The organism is Pseudomonas sp. B329 (genome assembly GCF_023127835.1).
GTDB lineage: Bacteria > Pseudomonadota > Gammaproteobacteria > Pseudomonadales > Pseudomonadaceae > Aquipseudomonas > Aquipseudomonas synxantha_A.
Genome location: NZ_SPKP01000012.1, coordinates 17,218 through 32,693, shown reverse-complemented (window position 1 = coordinate 32,693; position 15,476 = coordinate 17,218). Strand labels below are relative to the sequence as shown.

Sequence of the window (15,476 nt, the reverse complement as noted above, 5' to 3'; positions counted from 1 at the left end):
GGCGGGCTCCTATGGTTTGGCGGCGGCCGGCTGGGTAATGGAAAGAGGGGGTTCACACTGGCAGCCGAAGCGCTCGCCGGTGTCGATGTTCATCAGGGTCATGGCGCCGCCCCATACGCAGCCGGTGTCGAGGGCGAACACGCCGGGTTCGTCGCATTTGCCTTCCAGGGCGGCCCAGTGACCAAAGATGATCTTCGTATCACGGGTCTTGCGCTCCTTATGGGCGAACCATGGCTTGTAGCCGGGTAGCGCGGTGTCGGCGCCTTCCTTGCTCTTGAGGTCCAGCTTGCCTTCAGCGGTGCAGAAGCGCATCCGCGTAAAGTAGTTGGTGATCACGCGCAGGCGGGTTACGCCCGTGAGGTCGTTGTCCCACTTCACCGGTTCGTTGCCGTACATGCCGTCCAGGTAGGTGGTGTACAGGGTGTCATCGGCCAGTGCACTTTGGACTTCAGCGGCGCATTTGAGGGCTTTTTTCAGCGTCCACTGAGGTGGGATGCCTGCATGCACCAAGGCCATGTTGCGGCCCTCATCGTAGTGCATGAGTTTTTGCCGGCGCAGCCAGTCGAGCAACTCGGCGCGGTCCGGCGCTTCGAGGATTTCGCGCAGGGTGTCGCCCTTTTTCAGGCGCTCGATGTTATTGCCGGCCGCGAGCAGGTGCAGGTCGTGGTTGCCGAGTACGCATACCAGCGAGTCACGCAGGCTATAGAGATAGCGCAGGGTCTCCAGGGAGTGGGGGCCTCGGTTGACGAGGTCGCCCACCAGCCACAGGCGATCGCTTGCGGGGTCAAAGGCTACGCGCTCGAGCAGGCACTTGAGAGGTTCCAGGCAACCTTGCAGGTCGCCGACCGCGTACGTCGCCATCAGTGCAGGGCTCCGGGCACCGCGAGGCGGAAGGGCTTGATCGTTGCGTCGAACAAATGACCGTCGGTAGCTTTCATCTGATACGAGCCCTGCATGGTGCCGACCTTGGAGGTCATCACCGTGCCGCTGCTGTAGGTGTGGCTGGCGCCGCTGTTGATCAAGGGTTGCTGGCCGACAACGCCTGCTCCACGCACTTCCTCGACCTGGCCGTCGCCATCGGTAATGACCCAGTGGCGCGACAGCAGCTTGGCCGGGACCAACCCGTTGTTTTTTACGGTGACGGTGTAGGCAAAGGCAAAGCGGTTCTGTTCGGGTTGCGATTGGTCCGCCAGGAAGCGGGTGACGACGCTGACGTCGATCTGATAGCGAGGATCGGACATGCAAGAGGCCTTAAAAGCAGGGGACAGCAGATGCGGGTCAGTCTAGGCCATGAGGTGGGCACTAGGCCAGATACGTGATCCAAATGTGGGAGGGGGCTTGCTCCCGATAGCGATGTGTCAGTTGAAAATGTATCCACTGATACTCCCCTATCGGGAGCAAGCCCCCTCCCACATTGGATCGCGTTGAGCCTTATCCTTCTGTCGGAGCTGGCTGAATCGCCAGTTGGTCAGCCAGGCGTACGAACGCGGCCAAGTCCAGCTGTTCGGGGCGCAGGCTGCCATCGACACCGGCAGCTTCGATTTCAGCGTTGCTCAGCAGGGCCTTGAGCGTGTTGCGCAGCGTCTTGCGGCGTTGGTTGAACGCTTCACGCACAACGCGCTCCAGCAGCTTGTGATCCTTGGCTGGGTGGGGCAGCACGGCATGCGGCACCAGGCGTACGATGGCTGAATCAACCTTCGGCGGCGGGTTGAACGCGCCCGGGCCGACGTTGAACAGGTGCTCCACGCGGCAATGATACTGGACCATGATCGACAAACGGCCCCAATCGCCACCGCCAGGGCCTGCGGCCAGGCGCTCCACCACTTCCTTCTGCAGCATGAAGTGCATGTCGCGGATGATCCCGGCGTTGTTCAGCAGGTGGAAAATCAGCGGTGTGGAGATGTTGTACGGCAGGTTGCCCACCACCCGCAGGCTATTGGGGGCGGCATTCAGGCTATTGAAGTCGAACTTCAGCGCATCACCCTGGTGCAGGTTGAAGTTGGGCTTGCCAGCGAACTGCTGGTTCAGGATCGGGATCAGGTCCTTGTCCAGTTCCACCACGTCCAGTTGCCCGCCGCTGGCAAGCAGGCCTTGGGTCAGCGCGCCCTGGCCCGGGCCGATTTCCAGCAGGCGGTCTTCTGGCTTGGCGTGGATGGAGCGCAGGATGCGGTCGATCACGCCCGCGTCGTGCAGGAAGTTCTGTCCGAAGCGCTTGCGCGCCCGGTGTTGGTAATGCTCAGTCATATACGGGTCTCGGCCATCTGATAGGCGGTTTCCAGGGCTACGTGCAGGCTGCCGGTATCGATCTTGCCGCTGCCCGCCAGGTCCAGGGCAGTGCCATGGTCGACGGAGGTGCGGATGATCGGCAGGCCCAGTGTCACGTTGACTGCAGCACCGAAGCCTTTGTACTTCAGCACGGGCAGCCCCTGGTCGTGGTACATCGCCAGCACTGCGTCGCAGTGCTCCAGATATTTGGGGGTAAACAGAGTGTCTGCAGGCAATGGGCCGCGCAGGTCCATGCCTTCTTGGCGCAGGCGCTCTAAGGTCGGTTCAATGATGTCGATTTCTTCATGGCCCAAGTGGCCGCCTTCACCGGCATGGGGGTTTAGCCCGCAGACCAGGATACGCGGTCGGGCAATGCCGAATTTGTGTTGCAGGTCGTCATGCAGGATGCGCGTGACGCGCTCTATGCGCTCGGCGGTGATGGCGTCGGCAATATCGCGCAGTGGCAGATGTGTGGTCACCAGCGCAACACGCAGGCCACGGGTCGCCAGCATCATCACGACCTGTTCGGTATGGGTCAGCTCGGCGAGGAATTCGGTATGGCCGGAAAACGCGATGCCGGATTCGTTGATCACGCCTTTATGCACGGGCGCGGTGATCATGCCGGCAAAGTCGCCGTCGATGCAGCCTTGCCCGGCGCGTGTCAGGGTTTCCAGCACAAAGGCTGCATTGGCCTTGTTCAGTTGCCCGGCGACCACCTTGGCCTGTAAAGGGGTGTCCCATACATACAGGCTGCCGGCCGGGGCGGGCAGGTCCGGCCAATTGCCCGGTGCCACTTCCAGCAAGTTGACAGCCACGCCCAACTGCGCGGCCCGCTCAAGGAGCAGGTCGCGGCTGGTAATGGCAATCAGGGGGTGTGGCTGAGGTTGCGAGGCGAGCAGCAGGCACAGGTCTGGACCAATGCCGGCCGGCTCGCCGGGTGTCACCGCGAAACGCTGGGGTTTCACTGGGTTGCCTGGTCGGTGCCTGTTTGCTCGGCGCCTGGCAGCTTGTTCTCTACGTAGGCTTCGTCACGGATCTGACGCAACCAGGTTTGCAGCTCTTCGTCGTATTTGCGGTTACGCAGCACGGTCAGGGCTTGCTGCTCGCGGGCCTGGTTGGTGTTGTCGGTGGCGCGACGGCCAAGGACTTCCAGGACATGCCAGCCGTATTGAGTCTTGAACGGCTTGGACAATACGCCTTGCGGTGTGTCGGCCATGACCTGTTGGAACTCGGGCACCAGGGCTTTCGGGTCGATCCAGTTCAAGTCGCCGCCGTTAAGGGCAGAACCAGGGTCTTCCGAGAAACTTTTGGCCAGGGTGGCGAAGTCTTCACCGCTTTCGATGCGGTCGTAGATCTTCTGCGCCAGTTCCTTGGTTTGTGCCTCGGTACGGATTTCGCTTGGTTTGACCAGGATGTGACGAACGTGTACTTCGTCTTTCAGCGAGGTCTCGCCGCCGCGCTTGCCCAGCAGCTTGAGGATAATGAAGCCACCTGGGGTACGTGCCGGTTGGGTGATGCCGCCGACTTCCATGGAGCTCAGCTCGCGATCGAACGGAGGCGGCAGCTGTGCGGCTTTACGCCAGCCCATGTCACCGCCGTCCAGTGCGTTATCGCTGCCGGAGACGGCAATGGCGGTCTGGGCAAAGTCAGCACCGGCTTTCAGGCGGTCGTACACCGCTTGGGTCTTGGCCGCAGCGGCATTCAGTTGCTCGGAGTTGGCGGCGTCAGGGGTAGGAATAAGAATATTGGCCAGGTGCAGTTCTTCGGAGAGCTGCATCTTGCCAAGGTCCGAGGCCAGGAAGTTCTTCACTTCCTGCTCCGATACCTGGACCCGTTCGGCCACACGGCGCTGGCGCACACGGCTGATGATCATCTCGCGCTTGATCTGGTCGCGGGCGTCCTCATAGGACAAGCCATCGTGAGCCAGGGCGGCGCGGAACTGATCAATGCTCATGTTGTTGCGTTGAGCAATGGTGCCGACGGCCTGGTTCAGCTCTTCGTCCGAAATCCGGATGCCGGAACGTTCGCCGATCTGCAACTGCAGGTTTTCGACGATCAGACGCTCCAGTACCTGGGGTTCCAGGACGCTGGTCGGCGGCACACCACCGCCACGCTTGGCGATGGTTTGCTGAACTTCCTTGACCCGTTGGTCCAGCTGGCTCTGCATGATCACGTCGTTGTCGACGATGGCCGCAACTTTATCCAGCTGTTGAACCGCGGCGTGTGCCGAAACAGTACCCAGGAACAGCGCGCCCAGCACTAGCGGGCGCAAACACTCAGAAAGCTTTGTCTTCACGTTCACGATAACCTTCAATGCCTTTTTCGAGGAAGCTCTCTACCTTGGCGCCAGTCAGGCCGCCGAGTCCTTTGAGGACGATCTGGAAGAAGAGCCCGTGGTCACCCTTTTCGTTCTGAGGGGCGAGCTGCGTGTATTCATCGTTGGAAACCCAGTAACGGTTGATGACGCGCAGTTTCCAGCAGCAGTTGTCATATTCGAAACCACCGAAGGCTTCCAAGGTGCGGTTGCGGGCATAGTCATACTGCCAGCGGGTGATCAGGTTCCACTGGGGAACGATCGGCCACATCATCGAGAAGTCGTGTTGCTGGATTTTGTAGTAATCCTTCACGAAGTCCTTCTCGCCTTCCTGGCCGAAGTCACCACCAAACTGCCATTTGCCGGTCAGCTGGTTGTAGACCACCTGGTCGTTGCGATAGCGGTAGCCGAGGTTGACGACCTTGTTCGGGTTGTCTTCCGGTTGGTAGTGGAACATTGCGCTGCCGGAGCGAGGGCTATGGGTCTCGGTATCCCAGTTGTAGTCGGCAGTAGCGCGCCAGTCGCGGTTGAAGCGGAACTCGTATTCCAATGCGATTGGAGAAACATTTGAGTGCGCATCATCCCGCGTCTTGGCGTCGACGCCTGGCAATTGGACTTCACGGTCCTTGAAGTACACCGCTTGGCCGATGGAGGCGCGTTGGCGCTCAAAGCCATTTTCCTCGATCCAGCGGCTGGTAAGGCCAAAGGACAGCTTGTTCTCGTCACCGATACGGTCGGAGCCGCTGAAGCGGTTATCCCGGAACAGGGAGGAATAGCTGAACGAATTCTCGCTGGTGTCGAAGACCGGGATCTCGGTTTGGTCTCTATTCGGCACGTACAGGTAGTACGCACGAGGCTCGAGGGTTTGATTGTAGTCTTTGCCGAACCAATTGGTTTTGCGGTCGAAGTACAGGCCGCTGTCGATGCTGGCGATAGGTACAGAGCGATCTTGTGAGCTGTTAAATGTCTGGCCAGCCTTGGCCATTTGATCTTTACCTGTACCATCAAGATCCAAATCGTATTTGGTATAGACGTACTTTAACTTCGGCGTGATAAAGCCGTAGCTCCAGTTCATCGGGTAAGAGACAGCTGGTGCAACGTTCAGTCGAGTACCGTTTGCACGGGTCAGACCTGTTACGTTTTCATCCAGGCGCTTTTCACCGAGAAGGCCTGTTACAGGGTCGAATGGACCGCCATCCTTGTCGAGCACTCTGCCACTACGCAAGTCACGATCAAACCTGACTGCTTCGGTCTCATAGGAGAAATTCAGCCCAGCCGGTTGAAACGGGAGGGTACCGTTAAATGTAATTTGCGGTAGTCGATCATACGGAGTGATCTGGGAAATCGTCGCCAGTTGGTACGACTGCAAGTTAACAGCGGCTTGATAGCTGTCGCCACGGTAGCTCACAGTGCCCTGCTGGTTCAGGAAGTCCTGACTCTCAACGCCTTCCTCATAGGACTTCAAGTCCTGGAAGTAGAACGGATCGCTGATCTTGGTGTAATCAACCAGTGTCGACAAGCGTGAATCCAGCCCACCTCTATGCTGCCAATTGAGCATATAGCGAGTTTTTTCGGAGTCGGTCTGCTTGCTTCGCTCATCGTTGTCATCGTTGAGATACGCCCCACCAAACTGCCCTTCACTCGACTTGGTCAGGTAGCGGAATTCGCCCTCCATCAACAAGCCGCGCTTGGTCATGTATTGCGGGTACAACGTGGCATCGTAGTTCGGTGCCAGGTTGAAGTAGTACGGCGTTACCAGCGTGAAGCCAGTCTCGCTGCCGGTGCTGAAGCTCGGCGGCAGGAAGCCGGATTGACGACGGTCGTCGATCGGGAAGTAGATGTACGGGGTATACAGGATCGGGATGTTCTTGACCCGCAACGTCGCGTTGGTGGCCGTACCGAAACCGGTGGCCGGGTTCAACGTGATGTTGTTGCCCTTGAGCTGCCAGGCGTTGCTGTCCGGCTCGCAGGTGGTGTACGTACCGTCCTTGAGGCGGATGATCGCGTTCTCGGCACGCTTGGCGTACAGGGCGTTACCGCGAATGCGCGACTTGTGCATCACGTATTCGGCGTTGTCGATCTGGGCGGCGCCGGTGTCGAGCTGGACCTGGGCATGGTCGCCCACGATCAGCGCGCCGTTGTCGCGCAGTCGCACCTTGCCGTTCAGCTCGCCACGGTTCTCGGCCTGGTACAGGCTGGCTTCGTCCGCTTCAAGCTGCATGCTGCCCTGGCGCATGACCACGTCACCGGCCAGGGTGGCGACCTGCTGTTCCTGCTCGTAGCGCGAGGCCTTGGCACCGATGAAGGTCGGCGCATCGCTCTTGTCCGTCTTGTCGTTCATGCCAGGACGAGTCGGCTCGATGTAGGCACCGCCGCAGTAAGGGCCGGTCTCGGCCAGCTGCGCAGCAGTCAGCTTGTCGCGAGGCACCCAGTCCAGGTGGCTGTAGTCGGCGCTGCGCGAGCGCAGGCCACGGCCCTTGGATTCGGTGACCAGCACGGTCTTGGGCTCGGCGTCGACGCTGCCGCCAGCCTTGCCTTGCGGCGTGCCGTTGGCCGAGCTGACGGCAGAACCGTCATGCACCGGGCGCGGTGGCAATGGGGCTGCGGCGGTCTTCGGCGCGCAATCCCAGGCACCCGAAGCAGAGACTGAGCAGTCATACTGTTCCGCGGCGACCACGAATGAGGTGGCGAAAGGTTGCAAGGCCAGCAGACTGCCGGTTACCAGCAACGGAAATTTTCTACGAAACGCGGGGGATTTCAATGCCATCTTATTAGTCCGGGCTTCCTGCGTGCCATCTGCCCGCGGTTTGGGCCGCACGCCTCTCGATGGTCTGAAAAAGATGCGTGATAATAAAGCATGCCCCGCTTGACGGCTAGCGCCGTCGGAGACCCTTGTAATGCCCGAGCAAGATCTACGTTTACAACAGCTGGAAGTCTGGCTGGATGAGCAGTTGCCGATCCTCTTCAACGCTCAGGACTGGGGTCCCGTACCCCCGGCCACATTGACCGCGGCCAGCAGCGACGCGAGTTTCAGGCGTTACTTCCGGTGGGAGGGCGGTGCCCATACGTTCGTCGTAATGGACGCGCCACCCCCCCAGGAAAACTGCAAACCTTTCGTCGATATCGCGCATTTACTGGCGAAATCAGGAATAAATGTGCCAAAAATTTATGCAGAAGACTTGCCTCGTGGCTTTCTTTTGCTCAATGACCTGGGTAGAAAAACCTATCTGGATGTGATTGACGCTGAAAATGCCGATCAATTATTTGCCGATGCCATCGATGCGCTGCTGGCTTTCCAGCAATTGCCGATGGACGCACCATTGCCCAGCTACGACGTGGCCTTGTTGCGTCGCGAGCTGGAGTTGTTCCCGGAATGGTATGTGCGCCGTCACCTGGGGATCGACTTCGACGCTGAGCAACAAGCCCTCTGGCAACGCGTCAGCGAAAAATTGATCGACAGTGCCCTGGCGCAGCCCAAGGTGCTGGTGCATCGCGACTATATGCCGCGCAACCTGATGATCAGTGAACCGAACCCTGGCGTACTGGATTTTCAAGATGCAGTCTACGGCCCGGTGACTTACGACATTACCTGCCTGTTCAAGGACGCTTTCCTCAGTTGGCCCCAAGCTCGTGTGCGTGAATGGCAGCACGGCTACTGGCAGCGCGCCGGGCGGTTGGGGATCCCGGTGCAGGACGACTTCGAAGACTTTCTGCGCGCCAGCGACCTGATGGGCGTGCAGCGTCATCTCAAGGTCATCGGTATTTTTTCGCGTATTTGCCACCGTGACGGCAAACCGCGCTACCTGGCCGACGTGCCGCGTTTCTTTGCTTATATAGACGCGGTGCTCGCCGACCGACCCGAGTTGAGCGACCTGGGCGAACTGCTCGCCAGCCTGCGCCAGCCCGCCGAGGCCATTGTATGAAGGCGATGATCCTTGCGGCGGGCAAGGGCGAGCGCATGCGTCCGCTCACCCTGCATACGCCCAAGCCGCTGGTGCAAGCCGGCGGCAAGCGGTTGATCGAGTATCACCTTGAAGCTTTGGCGAAGGCCGGCTTTACCGAGATCGTGATCAACCATGCCTGGCTTGGCCAGCAGATTGAAAACTACTTGGGTGACGGCGCCCAGTTCGGGCTGCGCATCCGCTACTCGCCGGAGGGGGAGCCGCTGGAAACGGGGGGCGGGATATTCCAGGCGTTGCCGCTGCTGGGGGATGACCCCTTCCTGGTGGTCAATGGCGATATCTGGACTGACTACGATTTTACCCGCCTCGGGCAGCCGATCCAGGGCCTGGCGCACTTGGTGATGGTCGACAACCCTGAGCACCACCCGTCAGGCGGGGATTTCTACCTGGATAAAGGTCTGCTTCATGATGCCACGCCCGGTGCCGATAACCTGACCTTCAGTGGCATTTCAGTGCTCGACCCCAAATTGTTCGCGGGTTGCAGCGCCGGTGCCTTCAAGTTGGCGCCGCTGTTGCGTGCGGCCATGGCTAAAGGTCTGGTAACGGGGGAGCACATGACGGGACGCTGGGTGGATGTCGGGACGCTGAAGCGTCTGGCGCAAGTCGAAACCTTGCTGACAGCGGAGCAGTAGGATGTTGTGGCCAGGGACGCTGATCGGCGCCGGGGCTGGCTTTGCCATTGCCAGTATTCCGGGGGCCTTGTTGGGTGCATTGCTGGGGCAGGCGCTGGATCGTCGCCTGCAACTGCACAGTTGGGCGCAGTTGCGCGAACGCCTGGGCGGGCGCCCGGCGTTGCGCAACGACGAACTGTTGTTTGTGCTGTTGGGGCGGTTGGCCAAGAGTAACGGCCGGGTTGTGGATGGGCATATCCAGCAGGCGCGTCAGGAGATGCGCGCCTTGGATATGTCCGAGCCGGCCCAGCGTCGCGCTATCAGCGCCTTCAACCGGGGCAAGTCTGGCAGCGACCGTGTGCGTAGCTACCTGCGTGTGCTCAAGGCGCAACCCCATGCGGCGGAAGGCGTGCTACGTGCCTGTTGGCGCATGGCCTGGGCGGACGGGCGGGCGGATGACGCCGAGCGCGACCTGATCGACCTGTGGGGCAAATGGCTGGGCTGGACGCCGCAACAACTCCAGGCACTGGCAACCGATTACGCGCCGCAGCGCAAGCCGCTGGCCAATCGTGGTGGAGCCTATCAGGAGGCGTTGCGGGTTCTGGGTGTGACGGCGACCACTGAGCCCTCGGTGATCAAACGCGCCTACCGTCGCCTCCTCAGCCGCCACCACCCGGACAAGATCGCCGGCACGGGCGCCAGCCCTGCACAAGTGCGTGAAGCCACCGAACGCACCCGGGAGCTGCATAACGCTTATGCGTTGATTCGCGAGCGTCGGGATTTTCGCTGAGGCTGTCGGCCTGAGAGGCCCCTCCCACATTGTTTCTGCAACAGGTTCGAAGACATGATCAGTCTGCGCCGCCCTGCGGGCTGAGCCATCCGCGAACCCGCCGATACAACTGTTCCTGCTCTGCTGCGCTATTGCCGGGCAACGCCGTGAGCGATACCTGCTTGTAACCGTCATTCTTCGAGCGCTTGGCCGCCTGGATACGCTCCTGCGCGTTTTTGCGTTCCTGGGGTGTGTCTTGATAAAACACATCCGCCGTGGGCACCTTCAAGCTCGGCGCCAGTTGTTGCAGGTCCGGTTGGCGAGCCGCCGGCGTCTTCCCGGCCACCATGATCAGCTTCTGCACCTGGGATGGCTGTTTCTCGCTCAGGTAACGTGCGGCCCACCAGGCACCGGTGCCGTGGCCGAGCAGCACCACACTGCGGGCGCTTTGGGTCTGGGCGAAGGCGACGGCGGCGTCGATGCGGTCGAAGATGCGCTTGGCGTCGGTCTTGTCCTGTTCATCCGCATCCGGCACCACCGCCGGATCAGTACCTTCGGCCTCGGCGCTGGCGGCCTGTTCGACAGGTTTGGCAGCCGTGCTGCCGTCCTTGCTGCTGGTGTCGACCGCAGCTTTTGGCGGTTCGATGACCCGTGGCGGCAAGGTGTCTACATTTACGTCCGGCAGTGACAGGCTCAAGGTGCCCCAGGCCGCATCCGGTAACTTGCGCCGCAAGGGGGCGATTGCTTGCGGCCAGTCGGCGTTCTCCCCGGCGCCCGGTACGATAATCACCACACCTTCGGCCTCTGCGCCGTTGGCGGGTTTCCAAAGGGCCAGGAACGAATCGCTACCGGCTTGCAGCTGTTGTTGTTCCGGTTGCGGAATCTGGCGCTCCAGAGCGCTGGCTTGCGACTGGCTGCGCTCGGGCAGAGGTTGGCGCTCAGCAGGTTTTTCGGCAGCGGGCGCGGGCGCGTCGGCGGCGTGAGCAGGCAGGGCGCTGGCACATAGTAGCGACAGGCACAACGTTGGCAGTGCCGAACGGTGGAGAAAAAGCATCGTTAATTTCCGGCCATAAGTGATGTGAGCAGCCTAATGGGTTGGTCAGTATTTGTCAGTGATGTGGGGCGTGGTTTTCTGCCAGCAGGTTATCGGCGATGACCATTCAACCAGTGAATGGCAGACAACACGCGATGGGCAGCTATTCTTGTGCCAGCCCATCATTCATAAGAGGCCGCGCACATGAGTACTTCCTCATTCAAGATCGCCCATAAACTGCTGACCGGCGCGGGCGCCATCGAGCAATTGGCCGCGGAACTGACCCGGCTGGATGTGGATAACCCGCTGATCGTCACCGATGCGGCCCTGGTCAAGTCTGGCACTGTGGCCCTGGCCCTCGAACAGCTGGGCGATCGTGCTTACGAAATCTTCGATCGCGTACTGCCCGACCCGGAAATCGCCATCGTTGAAGACTGCATGCGTGCGTACCGCGAAGGCGGGCATGACGGCCTCATTGGTGTGGGCGGCGGCAGTGCCATCGATATCGCCAAGAGCGTGGCGGCGTATGCCGGCTACCACGGTGCGCTGGCGGATTTGTTCGGGGTCGACCAGGTGCCGCGCAAGGGCCCGCCGCTGATCGCCATCCCGACCACGGCGGGCACCGGTTCGGAGGTGACCAATGTGGCGATCCTCTCCGACAAGGCCGCACAGCTGAAAAAAGGCATCGTCAGCGACTACCTGCTGCCGGATGTCGCGCTGATCAGCCCACAAATGACTCTGACCTGCCCGCGCAGTGTCACCGCGGCCAGTGGTGTGGACGCCTTGGTGCATGCCATTGAGTCCTATCTGTCACTGAACGCCTCGCCGATCACCGACGCCCTGGCCATCGGCGCCATCAAGCTGATTGCCAACGCGCTGCCCAAGGCTTACGCCAACCCGGCCAACCTGCAGGCCCGTGATGACATGGCGACCGCCAGCCTCATGGCCGGCATGGCATTCGGGAATGCCGGAGTCGGTGCCGTGCATGCGCTGGCTTACCCGCTGGGCGGGCGTTTCAATATTGCCCATGGTGTGAGCAATGCGCTGTTGCTGCCGTACGTCATGCATTGGAACAAGTTGGCCTGCGTCGAACGTATGCAGGATATTGCCCAAGCCATGGGCGTGAATGTGACGGGCTTGAGTGTCAGCGAGGCTGCCGACCGCGCGGTGGAGGCTATGACGCGACTGTGCGCCGCTGTCGAGATTCCCGCCGGGCTGCGCAGTTTCGGGGTGCCCGAAGACGCCATTGCGGCCATGGCCACGGAAGCTGCGGGTATCGAGCGCCTGATGCGCAATAACCCGCGTCAGCTCAGTGCGGCCGATATCGAGAAAATCTACCGGGCGGCTTACTAACCGTTGAGTTAGGTCACGGTGCGCGCAGCAAAGCATGAGGTATACAATGCGCGCCATCGTGATTTAGCTCAAAAAAGGTGCGTCATGCAGCCCTTCGTCATTGCTCCATCGATTCTCTCCGCCGACTTCGCCCGCCTGGGTGAGGAAGTGGACAAGGTGTTGGCCGCGGGTGCCGACTTCGTGCACTTCGATGTCATGGACAACCACTACGTACCCAACCTGACCATAGGCCCGATGGTCTGCGCAGCGCTGCGCAAATACGGCATCACCGCGCCGATCGACGCCCACCTGATGGTCAGCCCCGTGGACCGCATCGTCGGTGACTTCATCGAGGCCGGCGCGACCTACATTACCTTCCACCCGGAAGCCACGCTGCACGTCGACCGCACCCTGCAACTGATCCGCGAAGGCGGCTGCAAGGCGGGCCTGGTGTTCAACCCGGCCACTCCGCTGAACGTGCTTGAGTACGTGATGGACAAGGTCGACATGGTGCTGCTGATGAGCGTCAACCCAGGTTTCGGCGGGCAGAAATTCATCCCGGGCACCCTGAACAAGCTGCGTGAAGCGCGAGCGCTGATCGACGCCTCAGGGCGCGATATCCGCCTGGAGATCGACGGCGGGGTCAACGTCAACAATATTCGTGAAATCGCTGCCGCCGGCGCCGATACCTTCGTGGCAGGCTCGGCGATCTTCAACGCACCGGACTACCAGGCCGTCATCGACACGATGCGTGCCGAACTGGCGCTGACGCGTCCATGAGCGGCTTCGAGCAGCTGTTCCCCGGCAAGCTGCCACGGCTGGTGATGTTCGATCTGGACGGTACGCTGATCGACTCGGTGCCTGACCTGGCAGCGGCGGTGGACCAGATGCTGCTCAAACTGGGGCGCAAGCCGGCGGGGGTCGAGTCGGTGCGCGAGTGGGTCGGCAACGGCGCGCCGATGCTGGTGCGCCGAGCCCTGGCCAACAATATCGACGCTTCGGGTGTCGATGAGGTGGAAGCCGAGCACGCTCTGGAACTGTTCAATGTCGCGTACGAAAACGGCCACGAACTCACCGTGGTCTACCCCGGCGTGCGTGACACTCTCAAATGGCTGAGCAAGCAGGGCGTGGAAATGGCCTTGATCACCAACAAGCCGGAGCGCTTTGTCGCGCCGCTGTTGGACCAGATGAAAATCGGCCGTTATTTTCGCTGGATCATCGGTGGCGATACCTTGCCGCAGAAAAAGCCTGACCCGGCTGCACTGTTCTTTGTGATGAAAATGGCGAATATCCCGGCGTCCCAGTCATTGTTTGTCGGCGATTCGCGCAGTGATGTACTGGCGGCAAAAGCTGCAGGCGTGCAGTGCGTAGCCTTGAGCTACGGCTACAACCACGGGCGCCCGATTGCCGAAGAGTCGCCGGCGCTGGTGATTGATGATCTGCGCCTGCTAATCCCCGGTTGCCTGGGAGCGGGCGCTGAGATAACGTTGCCCGACATTGATCCGTCCCCTTCTGGAAACGCCATCGTGGTGGTCACTCGCAAACTCTGGATGAAAGTCATCAAGGCCCTGGCCCGCTGGCGTTGGCGCGCCTGACTGATTCTCGCCGCGCTGCGGCACGTTTGCCTACCTGACCGTTTGACCCTCAAGCCACGAGGCTCCCCCATGATCCGTGAAGAATTCCTGCGTTTGGCCGCTGCCGGCTATAACCGTATTCCCCTGGCCTGCGAAACCCTGGCCGACTTCGACACGCCGTTGTCGATTTATCTGAAGCTTGCCGATGCGCCCAACTCTTACCTGCTCGAATCGGTACAGGGCGGCGAGAAATGGGGCCGTTACTCGATCATCGGCCTGCCATGCCGCACAGTGCTGCGCGTGCACGACCATCATGTCAGCATCACCCACGATGGCGTAGAGATTGAAAGCCATGACGTTGAAGACCCGCTGGCCTTCGTCGAAGCTTTCAAGGCGCGCTACAACGTACCGACCATTGCCGGCCTGCCGCGTTTCAATGGTGGCCTGGTGGGGTATTTCGGCTATGACTGCGTGCGCTATGTCGAAAAGCGTCTTGGGAAATGTCCGAACCCAGACCCATTGGGTGTGCCGGACATTTTGCTGATGGTCTCCGACGCAGTAGTGGTGTTCGACAACCTTGCCGGCAAGATGCATGCGATTGTCCTTGCCGACCCTGCTCAAGCGGATGCCTTCGAGCAAGGCCAGGCCAGTCTGCAGGCGCTGCTGGAAAAACTCCGCCAGCCGATCACCCCGCGTCGCGGCCTTGACCTGAGCCGCCCACCTGCGGCCGACCCGGTGTTTCGCTCCAGCTTTACGCAGGATGACTACGAGCGCGCAGTCGATACCATCAAGCAATACATCCTCGCCGGTGACTGCATGCAAGTGGTGCCGTCGCAACGCATGTCCATCGACTTCAAGGCCGCGCCGATCGACCTGTACCGTGCGCTGCGGTGCTTCAACCCGACGCCGTATATGTACTTCTTCAACTTTGGCGACTTCCACGTGGTGGGCAGCTCGCCGGAAGTGCTGGTGCGTGTCGAAGATAACCTGATCACCGTACGCCCGATTGCCGGCACACGCCCACGTGGCGCAACCGAAGAGGCAGACCTGGCGCTGGAAGAAGACCTGCTCAGCGATGACAAGGAAATCGCCGAGCACCTGATGCTGATCGACCTGGGGCGCAATGACACCGGGCGTGTTTCAGAAATCGGTTCGGTGAAGTTGACCGAGAAGATGGTCATCGAGCGCTACTCCAACGTGATGCACATCGTGTCCAACGTGACTGGCGAACTGAAGGCCGGGCTGACGGCGATGGATGCACTGCGCGCGATTTTGCCGGCGGGCACCTTGTCGGGCGCACCGAAAATCCGTGCGATGGAAATCATCGACGAACTGGAGCCGGTCAAGCGTGGCGTGTATGGCGGTGCCGTCGGTTACTTCGCCTGGAACGGCAATATGGACACTGCGATCGCGATCCGCACCGCGGTGATCAAGGATGGCGAACTGCATGTACAGGCCGGTGGCGGGATTGTGGCGGACTCGGTGCCGGCCCTTGAGTGGGAAGAAACCTTGAACAAGCGCCGGGCGATGTTTCGTGCTGTGGCGCTGGCAGAGCAAACCCCACAAGACTAAAGCTGGAATAAAAAGTGTGGGAGCAGGCAAGCCAGCTCCCACAT

14 protein-coding genes are annotated in these 15,476 nt (G+C 60.8%); 7 read left to right on the top strand and 7 right to left on the bottom strand.

The genetic code is table 11. The features are described 5' to 3' along the window. Window positions 1–9: 9 nt before the first annotated feature. From E4P00_RS08830 to E4P00_RS08805, 6 genes are all read right to left on the bottom strand, one after another. Window positions 10–861, bottom strand: a complete 852-nt coding sequence (locus tag E4P00_RS08830; protein WP_078822480.1) for a symmetrical bis(5'-nucleosyl)-tetraphosphatase — start codon at window positions 859–861, stop codon at window positions 10–12. Next, window positions 861–1,241, bottom strand: a complete 381-nt coding sequence (gene apaG / locus E4P00_RS08825) for a Co2+/Mg2+ efflux protein ApaG (protein ID WP_032879182.1) — start codon at window positions 1,239–1,241, stop codon at window positions 861–863. Before apaG ends, E4P00_RS08830 begins: the two co-directional genes overlap by 1 nt. Before the next feature lie 190 nt (window positions 1,242–1,431). Next, window positions 1,432–2,244 (bottom strand): 16S rRNA (adenine(1518)-N(6)/adenine(1519)-N(6))-dimethyltransferase RsmA, encoded by an 813-nt coding sequence (gene rsmA, locus E4P00_RS08820; RefSeq protein WP_005792048.1) that lies wholly within the window; start codon window positions 2,242–2,244, stop codon window positions 1,432–1,434. Beyond that, the gene (gene pdxA / locus E4P00_RS08815; protein ID WP_078822479.1) at window positions 2,241–3,230 is read right to left on the bottom strand and encodes a 4-hydroxythreonine-4-phosphate dehydrogenase PdxA; all 990 of its coding nucleotides are present in this window, start codon (window positions 3,228–3,230) and stop codon (window positions 2,241–2,243) included. Before pdxA ends, rsmA begins: the two co-directional genes overlap by 4 nt. Continuing rightward, window positions 3,227–4,561 (bottom strand): peptidylprolyl isomerase, encoded by a 1,335-nt coding sequence (locus tag E4P00_RS08810; RefSeq protein WP_143508490.1) that lies wholly within the window; start codon window positions 4,559–4,561, stop codon window positions 3,227–3,229. The genes pdxA and E4P00_RS08810 overlap by 4 nt, the downstream gene beginning before the upstream one ends. Beyond that, window positions 4,542–7,346 (bottom strand): LPS-assembly protein LptD, encoded by a 2,805-nt coding sequence (locus E4P00_RS08805; RefSeq protein WP_248131206.1) that lies wholly within the window; start codon window positions 7,344–7,346, stop codon window positions 4,542–4,544. The genes E4P00_RS08810 and E4P00_RS08805 overlap by 20 nt, the downstream gene beginning before the upstream one ends. A gap of 130 nt (window positions 7,347–7,476) precedes the next feature. Between E4P00_RS08805 and E4P00_RS08800 the strand changes: the two genes are divergently transcribed. Genes E4P00_RS08800 through E4P00_RS08790 form a run of 3 tightly spaced genes read left to right on the top strand, consistent with a single transcriptional unit; the run spans window position 7,477 to window position 9,942 of the window. Continuing rightward, window positions 7,477–8,502, top strand: coding sequence for a phosphotransferase (locus E4P00_RS08800; protein ID WP_216090384.1), 1,026 nt, complete (start codon window positions 7,477–7,479; stop codon window positions 8,500–8,502). Continuing rightward, the gene (gene murU, locus E4P00_RS08795) at window positions 8,499–9,173 is read left to right on the top strand and encodes an N-acetylmuramate alpha-1-phosphate uridylyltransferase MurU (RefSeq protein WP_248131204.1); all 675 of its coding nucleotides are present in this window, start codon (window positions 8,499–8,501) and stop codon (window positions 9,171–9,173) included. The genes E4P00_RS08800 and murU overlap by 4 nt, the downstream gene beginning before the upstream one ends. A gap of 1 nt (window position 9,174) precedes the next feature. Beyond that, complete coding sequence (locus E4P00_RS08790; protein ID WP_078822474.1) at window positions 9,175–9,942, top strand: TerB family tellurite resistance protein; 768 nt, start codon at window positions 9,175–9,177, stop codon at window positions 9,940–9,942. 58 nt (window positions 9,943–10,000) lie between these two features. On the opposite strand, the gene E4P00_RS08785 is transcribed toward E4P00_RS08790, so the two are convergent. Then, window positions 10,001–10,975 (bottom strand): alpha/beta hydrolase family protein, encoded by a 975-nt coding sequence (locus E4P00_RS08785; RefSeq protein ID WP_032879192.1) that lies wholly within the window; start codon window positions 10,973–10,975, stop codon window positions 10,001–10,003. Between the two features lie 183 nt (window positions 10,976–11,158). On the opposite strand from E4P00_RS08785, the gene E4P00_RS08780 reads away from it, so the two are divergent. The 4 genes from E4P00_RS08780 to trpE all read left to right on the top strand — a co-directional run bounded on the left by E4P00_RS08780 (window position 11,159) and on the right by trpE (window position 15,432). Further along, window positions 11,159–12,307 carry an iron-containing alcohol dehydrogenase gene (locus E4P00_RS08780; RefSeq protein WP_078822473.1) on the top strand — a complete coding sequence of 383 codons (1,149 nt, stop codon included), beginning with the start codon at window positions 11,159–11,161 and terminating at the stop codon, window positions 12,305–12,307. Between the two features lie 84 nt (window positions 12,308–12,391). Continuing rightward, a complete protein-coding gene (rpe, locus tag E4P00_RS08775; RefSeq protein WP_078822472.1) occupies window positions 12,392–13,066 on the top strand; it encodes a ribulose-phosphate 3-epimerase in 675 nt (224 codons plus the stop codon). Then, on the top strand, window positions 13,063–13,881 hold the full coding sequence (locus E4P00_RS08770; RefSeq protein ID WP_148854051.1) for a phosphoglycolate phosphatase: 819 nt from the start codon (window positions 13,063–13,065) through the stop codon (window positions 13,879–13,881). Before rpe ends, E4P00_RS08770 begins: the two co-directional genes overlap by 4 nt. 69 nt (window positions 13,882–13,950) lie before the next feature. After that, the gene (gene trpE, locus E4P00_RS08765; RefSeq protein WP_005792028.1) at window positions 13,951–15,432 is read left to right on the top strand and encodes an anthranilate synthase component I; all 1,482 of its coding nucleotides are present in this window, start codon (window positions 13,951–13,953) and stop codon (window positions 15,430–15,432) included. Window positions 15,433–15,476: the final 44 nt, after the last annotated feature.